Consider the following 20,678-nt stretch of genomic DNA (forward strand, 5'->3'; position numbering starts at 1 on the left):
CACCGATGCGCCCCGCCCACGCGGTCAGACCATTGGCACCACTCGGACTCCCAGCCACCACACCCATGCGCATCGAAGTCCCTCCTAACGCCGCTCGATCGACCTGGCCGGCGACGCCGCGGCCGCAGCCAGCGCCGTGCGATCGGGTAGATCGGCGCCGGCGCGCGCGACGGTCAGCGCCGCGGACAGCGTCGCCGTCTCCAGCGCGGCGGTGAGCGCGTCAAGCCCGATGCGGTCGAGTGCGGCTCGCCGGTCGGCGCCCAACAGGTTCAGTTCCCAGAGCGTGTCGAGCAGCCCCACCATGAAGGCGTCGCCGGCGCCGACGGTGTCAACCACCCGAACGGGCCTGGCGGCCACTTGCGCCCGGCCCTGGGAGCAGAACGCCACCGCACCCCGGTCGCCCATCGTGACGGCGACGATCGCGGGTCCAGACGCCAGCCAGGTCCGGGCGGTCCATTCGGGCTCGTGCTCGGGATCGACCCAGCGCAGGTCGTCCGCACTGGCCTTGACGATGTCGCTGCGTTCGACCAGATGCACGATGCGTTCGCGGGCCAGATCCCGGTCCGCGATCAACGACGGACGGACATTGGGGTCGAACGTGACCGTGGCCGACACGCGATAGGTGTCGAGCAGCGCCGCGACCGCCAGGCAGCCCGGTTCGCGCACGGAAGCGATCGAGCCGGTGTGGACCAACAGCGGTGGCCCGACTTCGGGTGTTCCGGAAAGCCGCCATTCCAAGTCGAACGTGTAGGCCGCCGACCCGTCGTCGGCGATCGTCGCCACCGAGGTCGGCGTGCGGGAAGCCGAGGTGCTTCCCGAAACAAGGTGTGCGCCAGAGGCTTCGACGTAATCAACGATGCGCCGGCCGGCTTCGTCGTCGCCGATGTGGGTCAGGAAATCGATGCCGCGCCCGAGCCTGGCCAAGCCGACGGCGACGTTGAGCGGGCTGCCGCCGACGTGCTCGGCAGCCCCGACGGTGTCGATCAACGCCTCGCCGATCACCAGCCCGCGGGTCATCGCGCTAACGCCTGCAGCGTGGCTCGCGCCCCGTCGCGGTGCAACGAGTCCAGGGCCCAGCGGTATGCGGCCACGAACCGTGGCTCACACGCCAAATCCCCGAAGACAGCGGTGTTTTCGATGAACGCCGTCGGGTGCTCCAGCTGCAACCGTGCCAGTGGCACCAGCGATTCGGCTAGTTGGTCGACGATCTCGATCGGTTCGCCACGCTCGTCGACCGTCTCGGCGTAGCGGGCCCAGCTTGCGACCGTCGCGGCCGCCAGCCGGATCGGCCCGTCGGTGCGCAGGTTGTCGCGGATCACCGGCAGCAGCCAGGTCGGGATGCGATCCGAGGAGTAGGCGCACAACCGCGCCACGGTGTCACGCAGTCCCGGGTTGGCGAAGCGCTCGATGAGCGTTCGGGTGTAGGCACACAGGTCGATGCCGGGCACGGGTCGCAGCGTCGGAATGGCTTCGGAATCGAAGTAGGCGAGCAGGAACTCGGCGAACAACGGGTCGCGAGCCGCCTCGTGGACCATGCGGTAGCCGCAAAGCCACGCGAAATAGCACAGACACTGGTGACCGGCATTGAGCAGCCGTAGCTTCATCGACTCGTACGGTTCCACATCATCGACGAGCAGCACACCCGCCTCGTCCAACGGTGGTCTGCCGTCGGCGAAGTCGTCCTCGAGGACCCAGGCCGCGAACTCCTCGGCCACCACCGGCCACCGGTCGGCGACGCCGTAGTCGCGTTCCACCGTGGCGATGATGTCGGGTGTCGTGACCGGCGTGATGCGATCCACCATCGAACACGGGAACCGGGTCGTCTCGTCGATCCAATCGGCCAGGCCCGGCCGCAACAGTTGGGCGTGGGCCACGACGGCTCGGCGCGCGACGTCCCCGTTGGTTTCGATGTTGTCGCACGACACGATCGTCGGCGCGGCGATGCCGCGGTCGCGGCGGCGGGCCAAGGCCTCGACGATCAGCCCGAAAACCGAATCGGGGTCCCTTGCCCGGTAGCCGCCCTCGGTGATGGTCATCGAGATGACGCGGGTCGTCGGCGCGGCCAGCAGCTCGATCGTCGCCTGCGGGTCATCGGGCGCATAGCGGTAGTCGACGATCGAGCCGATCACCCGCGCGTCGCGGCTGCCGTCGGTGTGCTCCAGGATCAGCGTGTACAGGCCGTCCTGGGCGCGCAGCACGTCCCTCATCCGGCGGTCCTCCGGCAGCACCCCGATTCCGCAGATGCCCCACTCTCGTGCCAGACCCCGCCGCAGCAAGCTATCGATGTACATCGCCTGATGCGACCGGTGAAAGCCGCCGACGCCCACATGCGCGATGCCGACCTGCACGCCGTCACGGTCATAGGACGGCGTCGCGATCGACAGTTGTCCCAGGGTGGCGCTCCTCAGCGGAACCACAATGTCGACGGTACCGACCCAAGCCGCCGAAGACGTACGTTGAAACCATGGGTGCGCAGGCGCGGGTCAAGCTGACCAATGCCGACAAGGTGCTCTACCCCGCCACCGGAACCACGAAGGCCGACGTCTTCGACTACTACACCCGCATCACCGAGGTGATGCTGCCGCACATCGCCGGGCGCCCGGCAACCCGCAAGCGCTGGCCCAACGGCGTCGAGCAGGACTCGTTCTTCGAGAAACAGCTCGCATCGTCGGCGCCCGACTGGTTGCCGCGCGCCAGCGTGACGCACCGGTCCGGAACCACGACATATCCGATCATCGACAGCCCCGACGGGCTGGCGTGGATCGCGCAGCAGGCGGCGCTCGAGGTGCACGTGCCGCAGTGGCGGTTCGTCGCCGAGTGGACCCGAAGCAAGGCCGTGGGGGCACCTCCCGCTCGCGGGGGAGAGCTCAGGCCAGGCCCGGCCACACGATTGGTGTTCGACCTCGACCCGGGCGAGGGCGTGACGATGGCCCAGCTTTGCGAAGTGGCGCACGCCGTGCGGGATCTGATCGCCGACATCGGGCTCACCACGTTTCCGCTCACCAGCGGCAGCAAGGGACTGCACCTCTACACACCACTGGCCGAGCCGGTCAGCAGCAGAGGCGCCTCGGTGCTGGCCAAACGTGTTGCGCAGCAACTGGAAAAGGCGATGCCCAAGTTGGTCACGTCGACGATGACCAAGAGCCTGCGGGCCGGCAAGGTGTTCCTGGATTGGAGCCAGAACAACGGCGCGAAAACCACCATCGCGCCCTACTCGCTGCGCGGGCGCGAACATCCGACGGTCGCGGCGCCGCGCACGTGGAAGGAACTCGAGGACCCCTCGGTGGGCCAACTGCGCTACGACGAGGTGCTCGAACGCGTGGCCCGCGACGGCGATCTGCTGGAGGCCCTCGATGTCGACGCGCCCGTCGGCGACCGGCTGAGCAAATACCGCAGCATGCGGGACGCGTCGAAGACTCCCGAGCCGGTGCCGGCTGGAAAACCCGTTACCGGCCAGGGTAATTCGTTCGTCATTCAGGAGCATCACGCCCGCCGGCTGCACTACGACTTCCGGCTGGAGCGAGACGGGGTGCTGGTGTCCTGGGCGGTGCCGAAAAACCTGCCCGAGACCACGTCGGTAAACCATCTCGCCGTGCACACCGAGGATCATCCGCTGGAATACGGCTCGTTCGAGGGCAATATCCCCAAAGGCGAATACGGCGCCGGCAAGGTGGTGATCTGGGATGCCGGAACCTATGAGGCCGAGAAGTTTCTCGACGACGAGGTCATCGTCAACCTCCACGGCAACCGGATCTCCGGTCGCTACGCGCTGATTCAAACCAACGGCGACCAGTGGCTGGCGCACCGCATGAAGGACCAGAAGGTCTTCGACTTCGACGCGATCACCCCGATGCTCGCCTCGGAGGGTTCGGTGGCCGCCCGCACGGCCGGCCAGTGGGCCTTCGAAGGCAAATGGGACGGATACCGGCTGCTGGTGGAGGTAGATCACGGCGACTTGCGGATACGGTCCCGACGCGGCCGCGAAGTCACCAAGGAATATCCTGAATTACGTTCGCTTGCAGCCGATCTGGCCGATCATCACGTGGTGCTGGACGGCGAGGCCGTCATTCTGGACGAGGCCGGGGTCCCCAGCTTCCACGGGATGCAGAACCGGGGTCGTGGTTCCCGCGTCGAGTACTGGGCGTTCGACTTGCTCTACCTCGACGGCCGCTCGCTGCTGCGAGCGCGCTACCAAGACCGGCGAAAGCTGCTGGAAATCCTTGCGGGCGCGGGCAATCTGATTGTTCCCGAACTCCTGCCCGGCGACGGCGCCCAGGCCCTCGAGCACTCACGCAAGCACGGCTGGGAGGGTGTGGTCGGGAAGAAACGTGACTCCACCTATCAGCCGGGCCGGCGTTCGGCGTCGTGGATCAAGGACAAGAACTGGAACACCCAGGAAGTCGTCATCGGCGGCTGGAAGGCCGGGGAGGGCGGGCGCAGCAGCGGCATCGGCTCGCTGCTGATGGGCATCCCCGGTGACGGCGGTCTGCATTTCGCGGGCAAGGTCGGCACCGGGTTCACCGAACGCGACCTGGTGAGCCTGAAGAAGACGCTCGCGCCGTTGCATACCGGCGAATCGCCCTTTGACCCGCCGCTTCCCAGGAGCGAAGCGAGGGGCGTGACGTACGTCGAGCCGGTCCTGGTCGGCGAGGTGCGCTACAGCGAGTGGACACCGGATAACCGGCTGCGCCAATCGAGTTGGCGCGGGCTGCGGCCGGACAAGAAACCAGATGAGGTGGTACGCGAATGAAATGGGTGACGTATCGAGGTGACGACGGTGAGCGCACCGGGATCCTTTCCGGCGACGCGATCCACGCGATGCCGCCGGGCGTCACGCTGCTGGAGCTGATCGGGCGCGGCGCCGACGGGCTGCGGCAAGCCGGCGAGGACGTGCAGCGTTCACCGGCGGCGGTGGTACAACTGGCCGACGTGACCTTGGCGGCACCGATCCCGCGCCCACCCTCGATCCGCGACTCGCTGTGCTTTCTGGACCACATGCGCAACTGCCAGGCCGCGCTGGGCGCCGGCCGGGTGCTCGCCGACAGCTGGTACCGCATCCCGGCGTTTTACTTCGCCTGCCCGGCAACGGTTTTAGGTCCCTACGACGACGCACCGAGTGCGCCCGGTAGTGCTTGGCAGGACTTCGAATTGGAGATCGCCGCGGTCATCGGCACCGGCGGCAAGGACTTGACCGTCGAGCAGGCCGAACGGGCCATCATCGGCTACACCATCTTCAACGATTGGTCGGCCCGAGACCTGCAGCAGCTGGAAAGCCAGCTGGCGATCGGGCAGGGCAAGGGCAAGGACAGCGGAGTCACCCTTGGCCCCTACCTTGTGACGCCCGACGAGCTCGAGGGATACCGCCACCCCTCCTCTCCTGGCAGGCTCGATCTGCAGGTGAGCGCCCTGGTGAACGACACCGTGATCGGCTCCGGGTCCACCGCCCAAATGGATTGGAGCTTCGGTGAAGTCATCTCCTACGTGTCACGCGGGGTGACGCTGCGTCCCGGCGACGTCATCGGCTCCGGCACCGTGCCCACCTGCACACTGGTCGAACACCTCAACCCGACGGCACTGGAATCCTTCCCCGGCTGGCTGCACGACGGCGACGTGGTGACCCTGAAGGTCCAGGGGCTGGGGGAGACCCGACAAACGGTGCGTGCCAGCGGCGCACCCCACCCACTGCCCGCCCGGCCCAACCCGGACGCCAAAGCCGCACCGCGCCGGGTAAACCGGGCGCCGGCCCGGGTGCCCTACACGCGCGGGCTGCACGAGGTCGCAGAACGCGTCTGGACGTGGACCCTGCCCGACGGCGGCTACGGCTGGAGCAACGCCGGGCTGGTCGCCGGCGACGGCGCCTCATTGCTCGTCGATACCCTGTTCGATCTGGCGCTGACCCGCGAAATGCTCGACGCGATGCAGCCCATCACCGATCGAGCGCCCATCTCCGACGCCTTGATCACGCATTCCAATGGCGACCACACGCACGGCAATCAGCTGCTCGACGAATCGGTGCGGATCATCGCCGCCCGGGGCACAGCAGACGAGATCGCGCACGGGATGGCGCCCGAGATGCTGGCCATGGCGCAGACCGCCAACCTCGGCCCTATCGCGACGCCGTACACGCGAGACCGCTTCGGGCACTTCGACTTCAGCGGCATCAAGCTGCGCAACGCCGACCAGACGTTCGAGGGCGACCTGACCATCGAGGTCGGCGGCCGGGAGGTCAATCTGCTGAACCTGGGTCCGGCTCATACTGCCGCGGATTCGGTGGTGCACGTGCCCGACGCCGGGGTGCTGTTCGGTGGGGATTTGCTGTTCATCGGCTGCACCCCGATCGTGTGGGCCGGACCCATCGCCAACTGGATCAGGGCCTGCGACGTGATGATCGCGATGGACGCACCCATCGTGGTGCCCGGCCACGGGCCGGTCACCGATCCCGATGGAATCCGTGCCGTCCGTGGCTATCTCGCGCACGTCGCCCAACAGGCCGAGGCCGCCTACTGCAAGGGCATGTCGTGGTCCGAGGCCGCCGACACCATCGATCTCGGCGAGTACGCGACGTGGCTGGACGCCGAGCGCGTCGTCGTCAACGTCTATCAGCGCTACCGCGAGCTCGACCCCGACACCCCGCAGTTGGAGGTCATGGCGCTGTTGGTGATGCAGGCCGAGTGGCTCGCCAAGCGCACCTAGAACCTACCGCTAGGCCTTGACGGCCCGCATGAAGCTGAGCGTGGCCGCCGCGCCGTGCTCGGAGTCCTCCAGTTTCGGCAGGCCGGCGGCGGCGAAAAGGTCGGCGAGGGTGGCTGTGGTCGCGTCCCACCCGTCGGCGCGCAGCTGCGCGGCGACGTCGGTGTGCTCGCCCGGGTAGGTCAACGCCGCGATGTCCATGTCGAGGCCCTGCCTTCGCCAGCCCTCGGTCGCGCGCCGCGAATGCTCCTGCGCCTCCTCCGACGACCCGGCGACTTGCCCGTAATCGGCGGCGAACCTGCTGCCCGTCGCGCTGAGCCCAATGATGTTGTCGAGCAGCCGGACTTCGGCCTCGGGCGGCAGGAAACCGATGAGCACCCCCTCGGCGAGCCAGGCGGTGGGCGCGCTGGGGTCGTGGCCGGCCTGCCGCAGCGCCGCGGGCCAATCCTCCCGGAGATCGATGCCCACCGCGCGGTGCTCGGCGGTGGGAGCGGCGTTGAGCCGAGACAGCGTCGCCGCCTTGAACTCGATCACCTCGGGCTGATCGATCTCGTACACCGTCGTCCCGGCCGGCCACGCGAGCCGATAGGGCCGGGCATCCAACCCGGACGCGACGATGACGACCTGGCGCACGCCCGCCTCGCCGGCGTCGGCGAAATAGTCGTCATAGAAGCGGGCACGAGCGGCGAACGTGTCGACCATCCTCGGAAAACCAACGCCGCCTTCGGACTCGATGGCATCCATCTCGCCGGCGGCGATCCGCGTGAACACGTCGATCCCGACCGCGCGCACCAGCGGCTCGGCGAACGGGTCATCGATCACGGGACTCGGACGTTTGGTCGCGGCGGCCCGGGCGGCGGCGACCATGGTCGCGGTGGCTCCGACACTGTTGGCCAAGTCCCACGTGTCGCCTTCTGTTCGTGCCATGGCTGCTCCTTCTGTGCGACGGCGAAACCAGGGTAGGCCTCGCCGGTAAATAACCATGTCGCATACGGTTTGGATATGTCAGCAGTAGAACTGGAAACGCTCGAGGACAATATCGCCTGCATCACCCTGAACCGGCCTGAGCGGCTGAACGCCATCGACGGATCGCTGATCGACGGCGTGGACCATGCCCTGGATGTCGTCAGCGGCGGCGAATTTCGGGTCCTGATCCTCACCGGTGCCGGACGCGGATTCTGCGCCGGCGCCGATCTGAGCGGCACTGGCCAGGCGTGGACCAAGCCGGCGAGCCCGTCGACGCCCCCGTTCAAGGTCAACTACGACTCCCAGGTTCGCCTGGCCAATCTGTTCACGCGGCTATACGAGCTCGACGTCCCGGTGATCGCGGCGGTGAACGGCGTGGCCGTCGGGGGTGGGCTGGCGTTCACATTGGTCAGCGATATCCGGGTCGCTTCCGAGCAGGCACGATTCGGTTCGGTGTTCATCAAGGCCGGCTTCTCGTCGATGGACATGGGCACCAGTTACCTGCTGCCGAAAATCGTCGGCGCCGGCGTCGCGCGGGAGCTGATGCTCACCGGCCGGATCATCGACGCCGCCGAGGCCTATCGCATCAAACTGGTGCACGAAGTGGTGGCGCCCGACGCGCTGATGCCCGCGGCCCTGGAGCTGGCCCGCTCGATCGCCGCGAACAACGCTTATGGCGTGTGGCAGACCAAGATTGGGCTCAACGCGGCGCTGGACGCGCCGAGTTTGCGGCACGCCATCGAGCTGGAGAATCGAACCCAGATCCTGTCCGGTTTCACCAACAATCCGCTCGAGGCCGCCAAAGCGCACATGGAGAAGCGAGCCCCGACGTGGGATCCCCTGTGACATTTGGCGGCGGCCCGCTTCGCCCGGCTTCGCCGCGCTCGCGACCGCCGCTGTGATGGCTAGACTTTCGCGATCACGTTCTCGGCGAACATTTCCAGGTTGCGGATCTTGGTGTCCAGCGGTTCGGTGTCCTTGCCCATGATGTAGGGGATGCGGAAGCCGACGATGACGTCGGTGACGCCCTTGTCCTCGAGTCGCTTGATGCCGTCCGCGGTGTAGGCGTCGACCGAGATCACGTGAATCTCGAACGGCCCGGTCTGGCCCGCTTCTTCGCGGAACTTCTTGAGCTTCGCCAATAGATGGTCGAGTTCCTCGGGGTCGCCCCCGCCGTGCATCCAGCCGTCCAGGCGCGCCGCGCGCCGCAGCGCCGCGTCGGCGTGCCCGCCGATCAGGATCGGAATGGGTTTGGTGGGCGCCGGCGTCATCTTGGTCTTGGGGATGTCGTAAAACTCGCCGTGGAATTCGAAGTACTCACCGGTGGTGAGGCCCTGAATGATCTCGATGCACTCGTCCATTCGCTTGCCGCGCTTGGCGAATGGGACTCCCAGCAACTCATAGTCCTCGGGCCACGGGCTGGTGCCCACGCCAAAGCCCACCCGGTTGTCGGTCATTGCGGCCAGCGACCCGATTTGCTTGGCCACCAGCGCCGGTGGCCGGATCGGCAGCTTGAGGACGAAGAAGTTGAACCGCAGGGTCGACGTCACCGCGCCCAAGGCCGACGTCAGGACGAAGGTCTCGATGAACTCCTTGCCATCCAGGAACTCACGGTTGCCGTCGGGTGTGTAGGGATACTTCGAGTCGGATTCGAACGGGTACGCGATGCTGTCGGCGATCGTCATGGCGTGGTAGCCGGCCGCCTCGGCCGCCTTGGCCAGGGGGATGTAGTACCTAAAGTCCGTCATCGCCTCCGCGTAGGTAAACCGCACGTCATCCGCCTTCCATGAGAGGACCGTCACACGACACTAGAACGTGTTCTAGTTCTACCCGCGCTCGGGTCCGCGGACAAGGCGCGACGAGGCCGCCTAGAGCTGGTTCTCGGGGCCAATGACCGCCCACACCGTCTTGCCGGTGGAGGTGGGCGTGCTGCCCCACGCGCGCGACAACGCGTCGACGATGGCCAGGCCCGACACGTCGATTCCCTGGTCCGGCGACGGCAGCCGCAGGGCCGGCGTGGTGCTGTCGTCGGACACCGCGATTGTTGCCGTCGCTCCGTCGGTCTCGATCCGCATCAGCGGGACGCTGCCGGTGTGTTCAAGCACGTTTTCGATGAACACGTTGACAACCACCAACGCGACCGGGATGAGCTTGGACTGCGACCACGCGGTGAGCCATTCCCGGACCAGCCGGCGCGATTCGCGCAGGCTGGTCAGGTTCGCGGGTAGCTCGGCATCGGCGCGTCGGAGCGGGAGACGGGTGAGCCGATCGAGCGCTTTCATCGCCGCCTTCTCGGTCGAGTACACCGGCATGAAGGACGCGACCCCGCTGCGGGTGACCGCCTCGCGGGTCGCGCGATGAGCACACACCAGCACGACAGGGACCTCGGGCTGGGCCTCGAGCTGCCAGCGCGCACCGATAAAGGCCGACAGGGCCGATTCCTCGGGCACCTGAAGTGCGGTGATGTCGACGACGACGGCGGAAGGCTTGTCGAGCGTGGCCTTCGTGATGCTGTCGCGCAGCGGCGCGGAGTTGCCGGAGTCGAGAACTCCCTCGATGGTCAGCACGGCCACCGATTTCTCCGCCCGCGCAGCAACCGTCAGCGAGTTCGGAGACTCAGCTTCCGCACTCACCGCCCCCACCCCTTTCCGCGCCCGGGTCTATTTTCACTGACTGCGATCTGTGAGCAAGTCAGGTGCGAATGGGTGTGTCCCGATCGCGATCGGGTTCCCAGCGTGGTGGGGTGATCCGTCCCAGCCCAGGGCGAGGCAGCGAGGTGCACGCGAGTGGGATCCGCCCCCCGACCCCACCCGTGCGAAGCATCGCCTGCCACCACGCCAAACATTCTCTTTTGTCCCGCCGCCTGCCGCAGCACACTTCCCCGCGGAGCCGCCTATCGAGGCGGCCAAACCCCCCGTTTGGGTCAGTTCAGACTCTGCGGTTTACCCACGCGTAAAAGTTCGTAAACCCGAAGCTTGCAGCTACTGCGGGTACGGCGGAGCGCCGACCCCGGCGACTGAGTGAGTGCCCCACGGTGTCCGTTCGACGATGCGCGCGGCCGCGCTGCGCTCGCCCACCGTCACCGTCACATTTCGCGCCTTGAGCGCCTCGACCGGCAGGGATTGGGCGGGGAGACTGAAAACCGTCCCCTGCCAGTGGTAATGGCCGTCGATCGGGTCCAGGTGGCCGGTCAGGTGGACGCGGACCGGATGGCTGGTGCCGGCGATCGTCAGCGTCGCCGCGCCGTCGTAGGTCTCGTCGTCGCCGGCGCCCGATGACAGGTCGAACGCCGACATCACCGGGAAAGACGGCGCGGGTGCGAGATGGACTCGCTCGTTGAACACCTGCTGGCTGCTGCGAAGCACTTCGATGCGGGTGCTCGCGGAGTGCTTCATGAGCCGTACGCACTCGGCGACGTAGCGTGCCTGCGCGCCGGCATCGGGGCCGGCGACGAAGAAGTAGTTCGGGAAGCCGTGAATGGCGACTCCCTGGAACGGCTCCATGCCGTCGTGCCACGCCTGCCGGATGGTCAGCCCGCCGGCGCCGACCAGCGCCGTAATCGTGTTTCGGTCGGGGACCGCGAAACCGGTGCCGTAGATGATGGCGTCGGCGCGGTGTTCGGCACCGTCGACGGTCCGGACGCCCGACGGGGTGACGGCGCCGACCGCCGATTTCACCAGCGCGGGCCTGGCACGGCGACGTAGCCACCGCTTGACTCGCGTTGTCGGCCACGGCATCCCGTCGACAATCCGGCGCGGCGGGTGCGCGAAAACGGTGACCGAGGCCGCCGCTGCGATCAACTCCCCGATGCGGTGACCCGCGGTGGCGTCGGTGCCGATGACCGCGATGCGCTTGCCGCCTGGATCGAACCCGGAATCCCATTGCGCCACATGGAAAGACGTTCCCCGGAACTCGTCGCGCCCGGCGAGCTCGGGTACCCACGGGACGTATCCCGGTTCGTGGGCCGCGATGACGATGCCACCGTGGAAGATCTCGCCGCAGGTTGTTCGCAACTCCCAGGTGTGGGCGTCGTCGTCGAACACCGAACCGATGACTTCGCGGCCGGAAAGCAGCAGGCCGTCCAGGGCCGCCGGCCAGTCATGCGGTGCGTCCGGTGCGCAGTCCAGCAGCACGATGTCGGTGATTCCCGCCGCCAGCAGTTCCGTTGCGGCGCACCGGCCGCGAACTCCGGCGCCGACGACGACGACGCGCGTTCGGCTCACAGAAACTTGGTGCGCCGCCAGGCGCGGCGCGCGATCGGGCCCATCAGGCCGACCTCGGTCAAAAACGCCGCGAGCGGAGCGAACCCGGCGACCTGCATTTCGTAGCGGTGCGGGCTGCTGCGCGCGGTCGAGCGCGCCCGTTTGGCATCCAGGCCCGCCCGCGCATACGGGACCGGGTTGCTGAACAGGTAACGGAAGAAGTAGCCACCGAGCCCATTGATGTTGGCCATGAACCACTTGTTGATCCGGGGCATCTCCTGGACCCGTTTGCGTGCGCCGTCGCGCGCGAACTGAATATGCCGGGCTTCTTCGGTGACGTGAATTCGCATGAGCCGCTGGATGATTGGTTGCAGCTGCGGGTCGTCCATCATCTGCCGCTGCAGCGAGTCGAAGATTTCCTCCCCGATCAGCGCGGCCACCCACAGCATCGAGCCGCGCTGGAATGCCAGCGGCAAAGCGTTGATGACGATCCGGTGCACCCATCGCGGGCGCACCGGCCTGGCGCCGATGCGCTCGATGGCCTTGCCGAACATGACCATGTGGCGGGTCTCGTCGCCCAGCTCGGTCAGCTTGTAGTGCGTGGACCGGCTGGTCGGGTCCTCGTGCAGGATGGTGCGCAGCAGCGCCTGGTTGAGCATGTTCTCGAACCAGATCCCGGCGGACAACGTGTTGACCAATTCCTGGCGCGACAACTCGATTTGTTGTTCGCGGGTCATCTCGTCCCACATCGGCGTGCCGTACAGCGACACCAACCGGGGCGGCAGATAGAACTTGTCCGGGTCCAGCGGGGCATCCCAGTCGATGTCGACGACGGGCTCGTAGGACTTTTTGACGGAGCCCTTCAGCAATCGGTCCGAGAATTCTTCCCGACTTGGCCCGGTGGGCTTCACCGCAGTGGTCATGGCGCTGATCCCTTCGTTGGGTTTTCAGACGGTACCCATGGTACCGGGTACTCGCGGTCTCGACTAGGCCCTTCGGGTTTCGATTCGGTTGACTGGCCTCGTGGGTCGGCATCTTCACGTGATCGGCATCGGCGTCGGAAACCCGGACTACCTGACAATTCAGGCGATCGAGGCGCTCAACGACACGCAGGTGTTCTTCGCGATGGACAAGGGCGAAGCGAAAAGCGACCTGGTGGCGCTGCGGCGGCAGATCTGCACGCGGTTCATCCGCGAGCCGGGCTACCGCTTCGTCGAGCTTGCCGATCCGAAACGGTCGACCGATACCGACTACCGGGACGCGGTGTCCGAATGGCACGCGGCGCGCACCCGGATCTGGGCCACGGCCATTCGCACCGAGCTGGGACCCGACGGTGTCGGGGCCTTCCTGGCCTGGGGGGACCCGTCGCTGTATGACAGCACGCTGCGCATCCTCGGCGCGGTCGCGGCCGAGATGGACTTCACCTTCGACGTCATTCCGGGAATCACCGCGGTGCAGGCGCTGACGGCCCGGCACCGCATCCCGCTCAACGAGGTCGGCGAACCGGTTCTGATCACCACCGGAAGGCAGCTGCGCGCACACGGTTTCTCCGGCTCGGCGGTGGTGATGCTCGACGCCGACTGCTCGTTTCTGCAATGCCCGCCGAACACCGCCATCTGGTGGGGCGCCTACCTCGGCACCGGGGACGAACTGCTGGTCGCCGGCACCGTCGGTGAAGTCGGGACGCGCATCGCGGAGCTGCGGGCCGAGGCCCGCGCGCGGCACGGCTGGATCATGGACACCTATTTGCTGCGGGCCTCCGGCTGGCAGACTTGACGCGTGCCCGAACTTCCCGAGGTCGAAGCGCTCGCCGACCATCTGCGCCGCCATGCCGTCGGTTTGACGGTCGGCCGCGTCGACGTCGCTGCGTTGTCGGTGCTGAAAACCTTCGACCCGCCGACGAGCGCGCTGCACGGCCGGACCGTTGCCGGGGCCGGGCGGTGGGGCAAATACCTTGGCCTGCAGGTCGACGAGTTGTTCTTGATCACCCATCTGTCGCGCGCGGGATGGCTGCGGTGGTCCGACAAGTTGGCCGCGGCGCCGCTGCGACCGGGCAAAGGACCGATCGCGTTGCGTGTGCACCTCGGCGACCCGGGTAGCGCGCCGGGTTTCGACCTCACGGAGGCCGGGACCCAGAAGCGACTGGCCGTGTGGCTGGTTGAGGACCCGCGGCAGGTGCCGGGGATCGCCGCGCTCGGCCCGGACGCGCTGGAGCTGGGCGCCGACGACCTGGCCGGGGTGTTGGCCGGCAACACCGGCCGGATCAAAACCGTCATCACCGATCAGAAGGTGATCGCCGGCATCGGCAACGCCTACAGCGACGAAATCCTGCATGTCGCCAAGATCTCGCCGTTCGCCACCGCCGGAAAGCTCACGAGCGAGCAGCTCACCGCGTTGCACGACGCGATGGTGTCGGTCCTGACCGACGCGGTCGCCCGGTCCGTCGGCCAGGGGGCGGCCACCCTCAAGGGGGAGAAGCGGTCCGGATTGCGGGTGCACGCGCGAACCGGGTTGCCGTGTCCGGTATGCGGCGACACCGTGCGCGAAGTGTCGTTCGCGGACAAGTCCTTTCAGTACTGCCCGACCTGCCAGACCGGCGGCAAGGTGCTGGCGGACCGGCGCCTGTCACGGCTGCTCAAATAATTCTGGCCGAGCGTCGACTTGTTGTGCCAAAAACCCGCTTTTGAGCCCAACAACTCGACGCTGGGCGAACACTCGATATGCTGCGCGGGTGACTCGCCAGAAGATTCTCATCACCGGCGCCAGTTCCGGCCTGGGCGCCGGGATGGCGCGTTCCTTCGCGGCCAAGGGTCGTGACCTGGCCCTGTGCGCCCGGCGCACCGACAGGCTCGACGAGCTGAAAGACGAACTGGCCCAACAGTATCCGGGCATCAAGATCGCGGTCGCCGCGCTGGACGTCAACGACCACGAACAGGTGCCCAAGGTTTTCGCCGAACTCAGCGATGCACTCGGCGGCATCGACCGCATCATCGTCAACGCCGGCATCGGCAAGGGCGCCAAGCTCGGGTCGGGCAAGCTGTGGGCGAACAAGGCGACCATCGAGACCAACCTGGTCGCCGCGCTGGTGCAGATCGAAACGGCGCTGGAGATGTTCGCCAAGAGCGGATCGGGGCATCTGGTGCTCATCTCCTCGGTGCTGGGCAACAAGGGCGTGCCCGGCGTCAAAGCCGCCTACTGTGCGAGCAAAGCCGGGCTGACCTCGCTGGGCGAATCGCTGCGCGCCGAGTACGCCAAAGGACCGATCAAGGTCACGGCGATCGAGCCCGGCTACATCGAATCGGAGATGACGGCCAAGTCGGCGAGCACAATGCTGATGGTGGACAACGAAACTGGCGTCAGGGCACTGGTCGACGCCATCGAGCGCGAGCCGGGCCGGGCCGTCGTGCCGCGGTGGCCCTGGGCGCCGCTGGTGCAACTCATCCGGGTGCTGCCGCCCCCGCTGACCAAGCGATTCGCCTAGTCCGCGTCAGCTGGTGCGGCCCCGTTCGGTGCGATAGCGGCGGACGAGCGCATCGGTCGAGCTGTCCGACTGCGGCTCAGGGGAACCGTCGCCGGTGAGCACCGGAAGCAGAGCCTTGGCCTGCGTCTTGCCCAGCTCCACGCCCCATTGGTCGAACGAGTCGATTCCCCAGACCACGCCCTCGGTGAACACCTGATGCTCATAGAGTGCGATCAGCTGACCCAGCACCGACGGCGCGAGCCGGTCCGCCAGGATCGAAGTCGACGGCCGGTTGCCGGGCATGACCTTATGCGGCACGACGTCGGCGGGTGTGCCTTCGGCGGCGATTTCTTCGGCGGTCTTGCCGAACGCCAGCACCTGGGTCTGGGCGAAGAAGTTGCTCATCAACAGGTCGTGCATGCTTCCGGTGCCTTCGACTGTGGGGAGGTCGTCGAGCGGCTGGCTGAAGCCGATGAAGTCGGCCGGCACCAATCGGGTGCCCTGGTGCAACAGTTGATAGAAGGCATGCTGGCCGTTGGTTCCCGGTTCGCCCCAATATATTTCGCCGGTGTCGGTGGTGACCGGCGTGCCGTCGGCGCGGGTCGACTTGCCGTTGGATTCCATGGTGAGCTGTTGCAGATAGGCCGCGAAACGCGCCAGGTCGTTGGAATACGGCAGCACGGCACGCGATTGCGCGCCCATGAAGTTGGAGTACCACAAACCGATGAGGCCGAGCAGCGCCGGAGCGTTGGACTCCAGCGGGGCGGTCTTGAAATGCCGGTCCACGATGTGGAATCCGGACAGAAAATCAGCGAAACCTTGCCGGCCGATGGTGGCCATCAGCGACAGGCCGATCGCCGAATCGACCGAATAGCGGCCACCGACCCAGTCCCAGAACCCGAACATGTTGTCGGTGTTGATGCCGAAGTCGTCGACCAAGCGCTTGTTGGTGGAGACGGCCACGAAATGTTTTGACACCGCGGCGTCGCCGAGGGCGCTGGTCAGCCAGCGGCGCGCTGCGGTCGCATTGGTCAGCGTCTCCAGGGTGGAGAACGTCTTGGACGCGACGATGAAAAGTGTTGTGGCAGGGTCTAGATCGGCCAATTTCGCGATCAGGTCCGCGGGGTCGACGTTGGACACAAAGCGCGCCGAAATACCGGCGTCCACGTAGTGACGCAACGCCTGATACACCATCACCGGTCCCAGGTCCGAGCCACCGATGCCGATGTTGACGACCGTCTTGATCCGTTTCCCAGTCGCCCCGGTCCATTCGCCGCTGCGCAGCCGATCGGTGAAGTCGCCCATCGCATCCAGCACGGAGTGCACGTCCTCGACCACGTTTTGGCCGTCCACCACCAGCTCGGCGTCGCGGGGCAGCCGCAGCGCGGTGTGCAACACCGCGCGATCCTCCGAGGTGTTGATGTGTGCGCCGGAAAACATCTGGTCGCGATGCTCCTCGAGGCCCGCCGCGCGGGCCAGATCGAGCAGCAGCCGCAGCGTTTCCCGGGTGATGCGGTGCTTGCTGTAGTCGATGTAGAGGTCGCCCACCGCGACGGTGAGGTCGCGGCCGCGATCGGGATCTTCGGCGAAGAACTGGCGAAGGTGGGTCTGTCCGATTTGGTCGTGATGCCTGCGCAGGGCTTCCCACGCCGGGGTGGCGGTGATGTCGGGGATCGTTCGCAGGGAGGTCATGGCTCGACCCTAATGCGGCGTTGGGGGACCAGCCAGGTGCCCGCGTCCGCCGCTAGTGGCCGAGCCGGCCCCTACCCAGTCGCAGCAACAGCATTGCCAGATCCTTGCCGTCGGGACCGAGCTCGCTGTAGCGCTCGATGACCTTCATCTCGCGGCTGTGCACCAGCCGGGTTCCGCCGGACGCCATCCGGACCTTGCCGATCGCCTGCGACACTTCGGCACGACGCTTCACCGCAGCGAGGATCTCGGCGTCTAACCGGTCGATCTCTTCGCGCAACTCGTCGATGTTGTCGAGTTCTTCCGCTTCCAGCATGTTCATCTCTGCAAACTCCGCCTTCTCGTGATGTGGGGGTTCTGGTCTCATCCGGTATCAGGCCTCACAAAAGAGACGAGCCCCGAATCCGGAAGCGGACCACGGGGCTCTGCGACGGCAGCTAGACCACGGGCACCGCTAGCGGGTACCCATAGAAAAATCGACGACGCGCGTTGAGCACGAGACCGAGTCTAGCCAATTAGGGGCGGACCCGTTGCAAAAACCCATGTAAATGCCCTCCGCAAACCCCCGAGACGCGGGATTGGACCCCCCGGGACGCGCCCGGTTGCGGCCCGGCGAAAAAGATCGCTCGGACGGGCCGGACCGGACCGTTCACGTCGGCGGTCGGCGGTAAGTTTGGACAGACATGAGTGTGCACGCGACCGATACCAAGCCCGCCCCCGAAGCGGACCGTCTGCTCGACGACCTCAACCCACAACAGCGCCAAGCGGTGGTCCACCAGGGTGCGCCGCTGCTGATCGTGGCCGGTGCGGGTTCGGGCAAGACTGCGGTATTGACGCGGCGCATCGCGTACCTGATCGCGGCGCGCGGCGTCGGGGTGGGTCAGGTCCTGGCCATCACGTTCACCAACAAGGCGGCCGCCGAGATGCGGGAGCGCGTGGTGCGGTTGGTCGGCAACCGGGCGCGCGCGATGTGGGTATCGACGTTTCACTCGACGTGCGTGCGCATCCTGCGCAATCAGGCGTCCCTGATCAAAGGCCTCAACTCCAACTTCTCGATCTACGACGCCGACGATTCCCGGCGCCTGCTGCAGATGATCGGCCGCGACATGGGCCTCGACATCAAGCGGTATTCGCCGCGGCTGCTGGCCAATGCGATCTCCAACCTGAAGAACGAATTGATCGACCCCGATCAGGCGCTGGCCAACCTGTCGGACGAATCCGATGACCTGGCCCGCACGGTCGCATCCGTCTACGCCGAGTACCAGCGCCGCCTGCGCACGGCGAACGCGCTGGACTTCGACGACCTGATCGGGGAGACGGTGGCGGTCCTGCAGACCTTCCCGGCGATCGCGCAGTACTACCGGCGGCGATTCCGCCATGTGCTGGTCGACGAATACCAGGACACCAACCATGCGCAGTACGTGCTCGTTCGGGAGCTGGTCGGTCGCGGCGGCCCGCCGGATTCGCCTGATGACGTGCCACCGGCGGAACTTTGCGTGGTCGGCGACGCCGATCAGTCGATCTACGCGTTCCGCGGCGCCACCATCCGCAACATCGAGGACTTCGAACGCGACTACCCCGACGCGAAAACCATTCTGCTGGAACAGAATTACCGCTCCACGCAGAACATTCTGTCGGCGGCCAACTCGGTGATCGCCCGCAACTCCGGGCGCCGGGAGAAGCGGCTGTGGACGGACGCGGGGGAAGGCGAGCTGATCGTCGGCTATGTCGCCGACAACGAGCACGACGAGGCCAGGTTCGTTGCCGAAGAAATCGACGCGCTCGCCGAGCGCGGCGAGATCACCTACAACGACGTCGCCGTCTTCTACCGCACCAACAACTCGTCGCGGTCACTGGAAGAGGTGTTCATCCGCGCCGGGATTCCATACAAAGTCGTTGGGGGAGTGCGCTTTTACGAGCGCAAGGAGATCCGCGACATCGTGGCCTACCTGCGGGTGTTGGACAATCCCGGCGATGCGGTCAGCATGCGGCGCATCCTCAACACCCCGCGCCGGGGCATCGGTGATCGCGCCGAGGCGTGCGTGGCCGTGTACGCCGAGAACACCGGCGCCAGCTTCGCCGATGCGCTCGTCGCCGCGGCCGAGGGCAAGGTGCCGATGCTCAATACCCGCGCCGAGAAGGCGATCTCGGGGTTCGTCGAGATGCTGGACGACTTGCGGGGCCGCCTCGACGACGACCTCGGCGATCTGGTCGAGTCGGTGCTGGAACGCACCGGATACCGCAGGGAGCTGGAATCCTCGAGTGACCCGCAGGAACTGGCCCGGCTGGACAACCTGAACGAATTGGTAAGCGTCGCACATGAATTCAGCATCGACCAGGCCAACGCCGCCGCGCTCGACGAGTCTTTACAAACCCCCGAGGACGAAGACGTGCCGGACACCGGTGTGCTGGCGGCGTTCCTGGAGAGGGTGTCGCTGGTCTCCGACAGCGACGAGATCCCCGAAGAGGGCGCTGGCATGGTGACGATGATGACGCTGCATACCGCCAAGGGTCTGGAGTTCCCGGTGGTGTTCGTCACCGGCTGGGAGGACGGGATGTTCCCGCACATGCGGTCGCTCGACGATCCCACCGAGCTCTGCGAGGAGCGGAGGCTGGCGTACGTCGGTATCACCCGGGCCCGCCAGCGGCTGTACCTGAGCCGGGCCATCGTCCGGTCCTCCTGGGGACAGCCCATGCTCAATCCGGAGTCCCGGTTCCTGCGCGAGATCCCGCAGGAGCTCATCGACTGGCGCCGCAGCGCGCCTACGCCGTCGTTCAGCGCTCCGGTCAGCGGGGCCGGCCGGTTCGGTACTCCCCGCGCGGCGCCGACTCGCTCGGGGGCGGGCAAACGCCCGCTGCTGGTGCTGCAGCCCGGTGACCGCGTGACGCATGACAAGTACGGGCTGGGCCGGGTCGAGGAGGTCTCCGGCGTCGGCGAATCCGCCATGTCGTTGATCGATTTCGGCAGCTCAGGACGGGTGAAGCTGATGCACAACCACGCGCCGGTCAGCAAACTCTGAGCGCGCCGAGCGTGCACTGAGCGCGAAAAAACGCCGGATTTCTCGCAGTGAGTACACGTTCGGCGAAGGACGTTAGTCCTCAAGCCAGCGCTTGGTCCGCGGATGCATCACCAGAACCGCGCTGGCGATCGGCAACAGGGGGAGAGCGTGCACGATCCACGCGACCCGCGCGCCCGCGATGAACACGCCGCCGTAGGTCAGCACCGCGACCACCGCGCCGGCCACGATGAGATAGCGCCCCAAGGACCGGCGCTGCAGGAGCACGATCACGCCGGCAATGGTCGTCGATGCGAACACCAGGGCGAGAAACGCGACCGCGATGCAGAACAACCGGTCGGTCTTCCACCAGCCGGCGATCAAATCGGTGGCCACCACCGACGTGGCCCACCCGCTGACGATGGCGACGGCGCAGCCCGCGACCGCCGTCCGGCTGCTGGGCTCGCCGGCCATCGGGCCGATTGCTCCGCGCCGGGAGGCGGCGGAACCCCGGTAAGGCGGTGGTTGCGGCGGAATCTGGGTGGTCGGTGACTCCTGGACCGTCGGTATTGGTCCCGTGGGCGCACGCCGGATGATCCGGGTGCGTGATTCGGAGGGTGGCTCCGGTGGTTCGGACAGGTGCGCGGCGGGAGGCGGGTCGTTCGGCGCGGTCAC

General features: G+C 66.9%; 17 protein-coding genes and 1 pseudogene. 8 read left to right on the plus strand and 10 right to left on the minus strand.

The features are described from left to right. Positions 1–84 precede the first annotated feature (84 nt). Together ACQI5H_RS15580 and ACQI5H_RS15585 are read right to left on the minus strand one after the other, a co-directional pair. A complete protein-coding gene (locus ACQI5H_RS15580) occupies positions 85–1,017 on the minus strand; it encodes a carbohydrate kinase family protein (protein WP_427080250.1) in 933 nt (310 codons plus the stop codon). Further along, positions 1,014–2,417, minus strand: coding sequence for a mannitol dehydrogenase family protein (locus ACQI5H_RS15585; RefSeq protein WP_427080251.1), 1,404 nt, complete (start codon positions 2,415–2,417; stop codon positions 1,014–1,016). Before ACQI5H_RS15585 ends, ACQI5H_RS15580 begins: the two co-directional genes overlap by 4 nt. A gap of 47 nt (positions 2,418–2,464) precedes the next feature. Here ACQI5H_RS15585 and ACQI5H_RS15590 point away from each other — a divergent pair, with 47 nt between their 5' ends. Together ACQI5H_RS15590 and ACQI5H_RS15595 are read left to right on the plus strand one after the other, a co-directional pair. After that, positions 2,465–4,750, plus strand: coding sequence for an ATP-dependent DNA ligase (locus ACQI5H_RS15590; RefSeq protein WP_427080252.1), 2,286 nt, complete (start codon positions 2,465–2,467; stop codon positions 4,748–4,750). Then, positions 4,747–6,693, plus strand: a complete 1,947-nt coding sequence (locus ACQI5H_RS15595; protein WP_427080253.1) for a fumarylacetoacetate hydrolase family protein — start codon at positions 4,747–4,749, stop codon at positions 6,691–6,693. Before ACQI5H_RS15590 ends, ACQI5H_RS15595 begins: the two co-directional genes overlap by 4 nt. A 9-nt stretch (positions 6,694–6,702) precedes the next feature. Here the strand turns inward: ACQI5H_RS15595 and ACQI5H_RS15600 are convergent, their stop codons facing one another. Further along, entirely contained in the window at positions 6,703–7,617 is a 915-nt protein-coding gene (locus tag ACQI5H_RS15600; RefSeq protein ID WP_427080254.1) for an SAM-dependent methyltransferase, read from the minus strand. Between the two features lie 75 nt (positions 7,618–7,692). On the opposite strand from ACQI5H_RS15600, the gene ACQI5H_RS15605 reads away from it, so the two are divergent. Next, positions 7,693–8,502, plus strand: coding sequence for an enoyl-CoA hydratase/isomerase family protein (locus ACQI5H_RS15605; protein ID WP_427080255.1), 810 nt, complete (start codon positions 7,693–7,695; stop codon positions 8,500–8,502). Between the two features lie 59 nt (positions 8,503–8,561). On the opposite strand, the gene ACQI5H_RS15610 is transcribed toward ACQI5H_RS15605, so the two are convergent. The 4 genes from ACQI5H_RS15610 to ACQI5H_RS15625 all read right to left on the minus strand — a co-directional run bounded on the left by ACQI5H_RS15610 (position 8,562) and on the right by ACQI5H_RS15625 (position 12,781). Then, positions 8,562–9,428: an LLM class flavin-dependent oxidoreductase gene (locus ACQI5H_RS15610; RefSeq protein WP_427080256.1), complete on the minus strand. Its 867-nt coding sequence runs from the start codon at positions 9,426–9,428 to the stop codon at positions 8,562–8,564. A 96-nt stretch (positions 9,429–9,524) separates the two neighbouring features. After that, positions 9,525–10,298, minus strand: coding sequence for an STAS domain-containing protein (locus ACQI5H_RS15615; RefSeq protein ID WP_427080257.1), 774 nt, complete (start codon positions 10,296–10,298; stop codon positions 9,525–9,527). Between the two features lie 339 nt (positions 10,299–10,637). Next, positions 10,638–11,879 (minus strand): DUF4873 domain-containing protein, encoded by a 1,242-nt coding sequence (locus tag ACQI5H_RS15620; protein WP_427080258.1) that lies wholly within the window; start codon positions 11,877–11,879, stop codon positions 10,638–10,640. Further along, positions 11,876–12,781, minus strand: coding sequence for an AurF N-oxygenase family protein (locus ACQI5H_RS15625; RefSeq protein WP_427080259.1), 906 nt, complete (start codon positions 12,779–12,781; stop codon positions 11,876–11,878). Before ACQI5H_RS15625 ends, ACQI5H_RS15620 begins: the two co-directional genes overlap by 4 nt. A gap of 100 nt (positions 12,782–12,881) precedes the next feature. On the opposite strand from ACQI5H_RS15625, the gene cobF reads away from it, so the two are divergent. The 4 genes and pseudogenes from cobF to ACQI5H_RS15645 all read left to right on the plus strand — a co-directional run bounded on the left by cobF (position 12,882) and on the right by ACQI5H_RS15645 (position 15,339). Further along, entirely contained in the window at positions 12,882–13,634 is a 753-nt protein-coding gene (gene cobF, locus ACQI5H_RS15630; protein WP_427080260.1) for a precorrin-6A synthase (deacetylating), read from the plus strand. Positions 13,635–13,637: 3 nt separating this feature from the next. Next, positions 13,638–13,880: pseudogene (locus tag ACQI5H_RS15635) on the plus strand (DNA-formamidopyrimidine glycosylase family protein); the annotation flags it as partial. Between the two features lie 153 nt (positions 13,881–14,033). Next, on the plus strand, positions 14,034–14,501 hold the full coding sequence (locus tag ACQI5H_RS15640; RefSeq protein ID WP_240562919.1) for a zinc finger domain-containing protein: 468 nt from the start codon (positions 14,034–14,036) through the stop codon (positions 14,499–14,501). Positions 14,502–14,589: 88 nt separating this feature from the next. Beyond that, the gene (locus ACQI5H_RS15645) at positions 14,590–15,339 is read left to right on the plus strand and encodes an SDR family oxidoreductase (RefSeq protein WP_427080261.1); all 750 of its coding nucleotides are present in this window, start codon (positions 14,590–14,592) and stop codon (positions 15,337–15,339) included. A 6-nt stretch (positions 15,340–15,345) separates the two neighbouring features. On the opposite strand, the gene pgi is transcribed toward ACQI5H_RS15645, so the two are convergent. Next, positions 15,346–17,010: a glucose-6-phosphate isomerase gene (pgi, locus tag ACQI5H_RS15650; protein WP_427080262.1), complete on the minus strand. Its 1,665-nt coding sequence runs from the start codon at positions 17,008–17,010 to the stop codon at positions 15,346–15,348. A gap of 52 nt (positions 17,011–17,062) precedes the next feature. Then, complete coding sequence (locus ACQI5H_RS15655; RefSeq protein ID WP_427080263.1) at positions 17,063–17,374, minus strand: chorismate mutase; 312 nt, start codon at positions 17,372–17,374, stop codon at positions 17,063–17,065. A 316-nt stretch (positions 17,375–17,690) separates the two neighbouring features. Between ACQI5H_RS15655 and pcrA the strand changes: the two genes are divergently transcribed. Further along, positions 17,691–20,027 carry a DNA helicase PcrA gene (gene pcrA / locus ACQI5H_RS15660; RefSeq protein WP_427080264.1) on the plus strand — a complete coding sequence of 779 codons (2,337 nt, stop codon included), beginning with the start codon at positions 17,691–17,693 and terminating at the stop codon, positions 20,025–20,027. 72 nt (positions 20,028–20,099) lie between these two features. Here pcrA and ACQI5H_RS15665 read toward each other — a convergent pair whose 3' ends face one another. Next, a complete protein-coding gene (locus ACQI5H_RS15665) occupies positions 20,100–20,678 on the minus strand; it encodes a hypothetical protein (protein WP_427080265.1) in 579 nt (192 codons plus the stop codon).

The sequence above is a fragment of the Mycobacterium heidelbergense genome (genome assembly GCF_050205645.1).
Classification (GTDB): domain Bacteria; phylum Actinomycetota; class Actinomycetes; order Mycobacteriales; family Mycobacteriaceae; genus Mycobacterium; species Mycobacterium heidelbergense_A.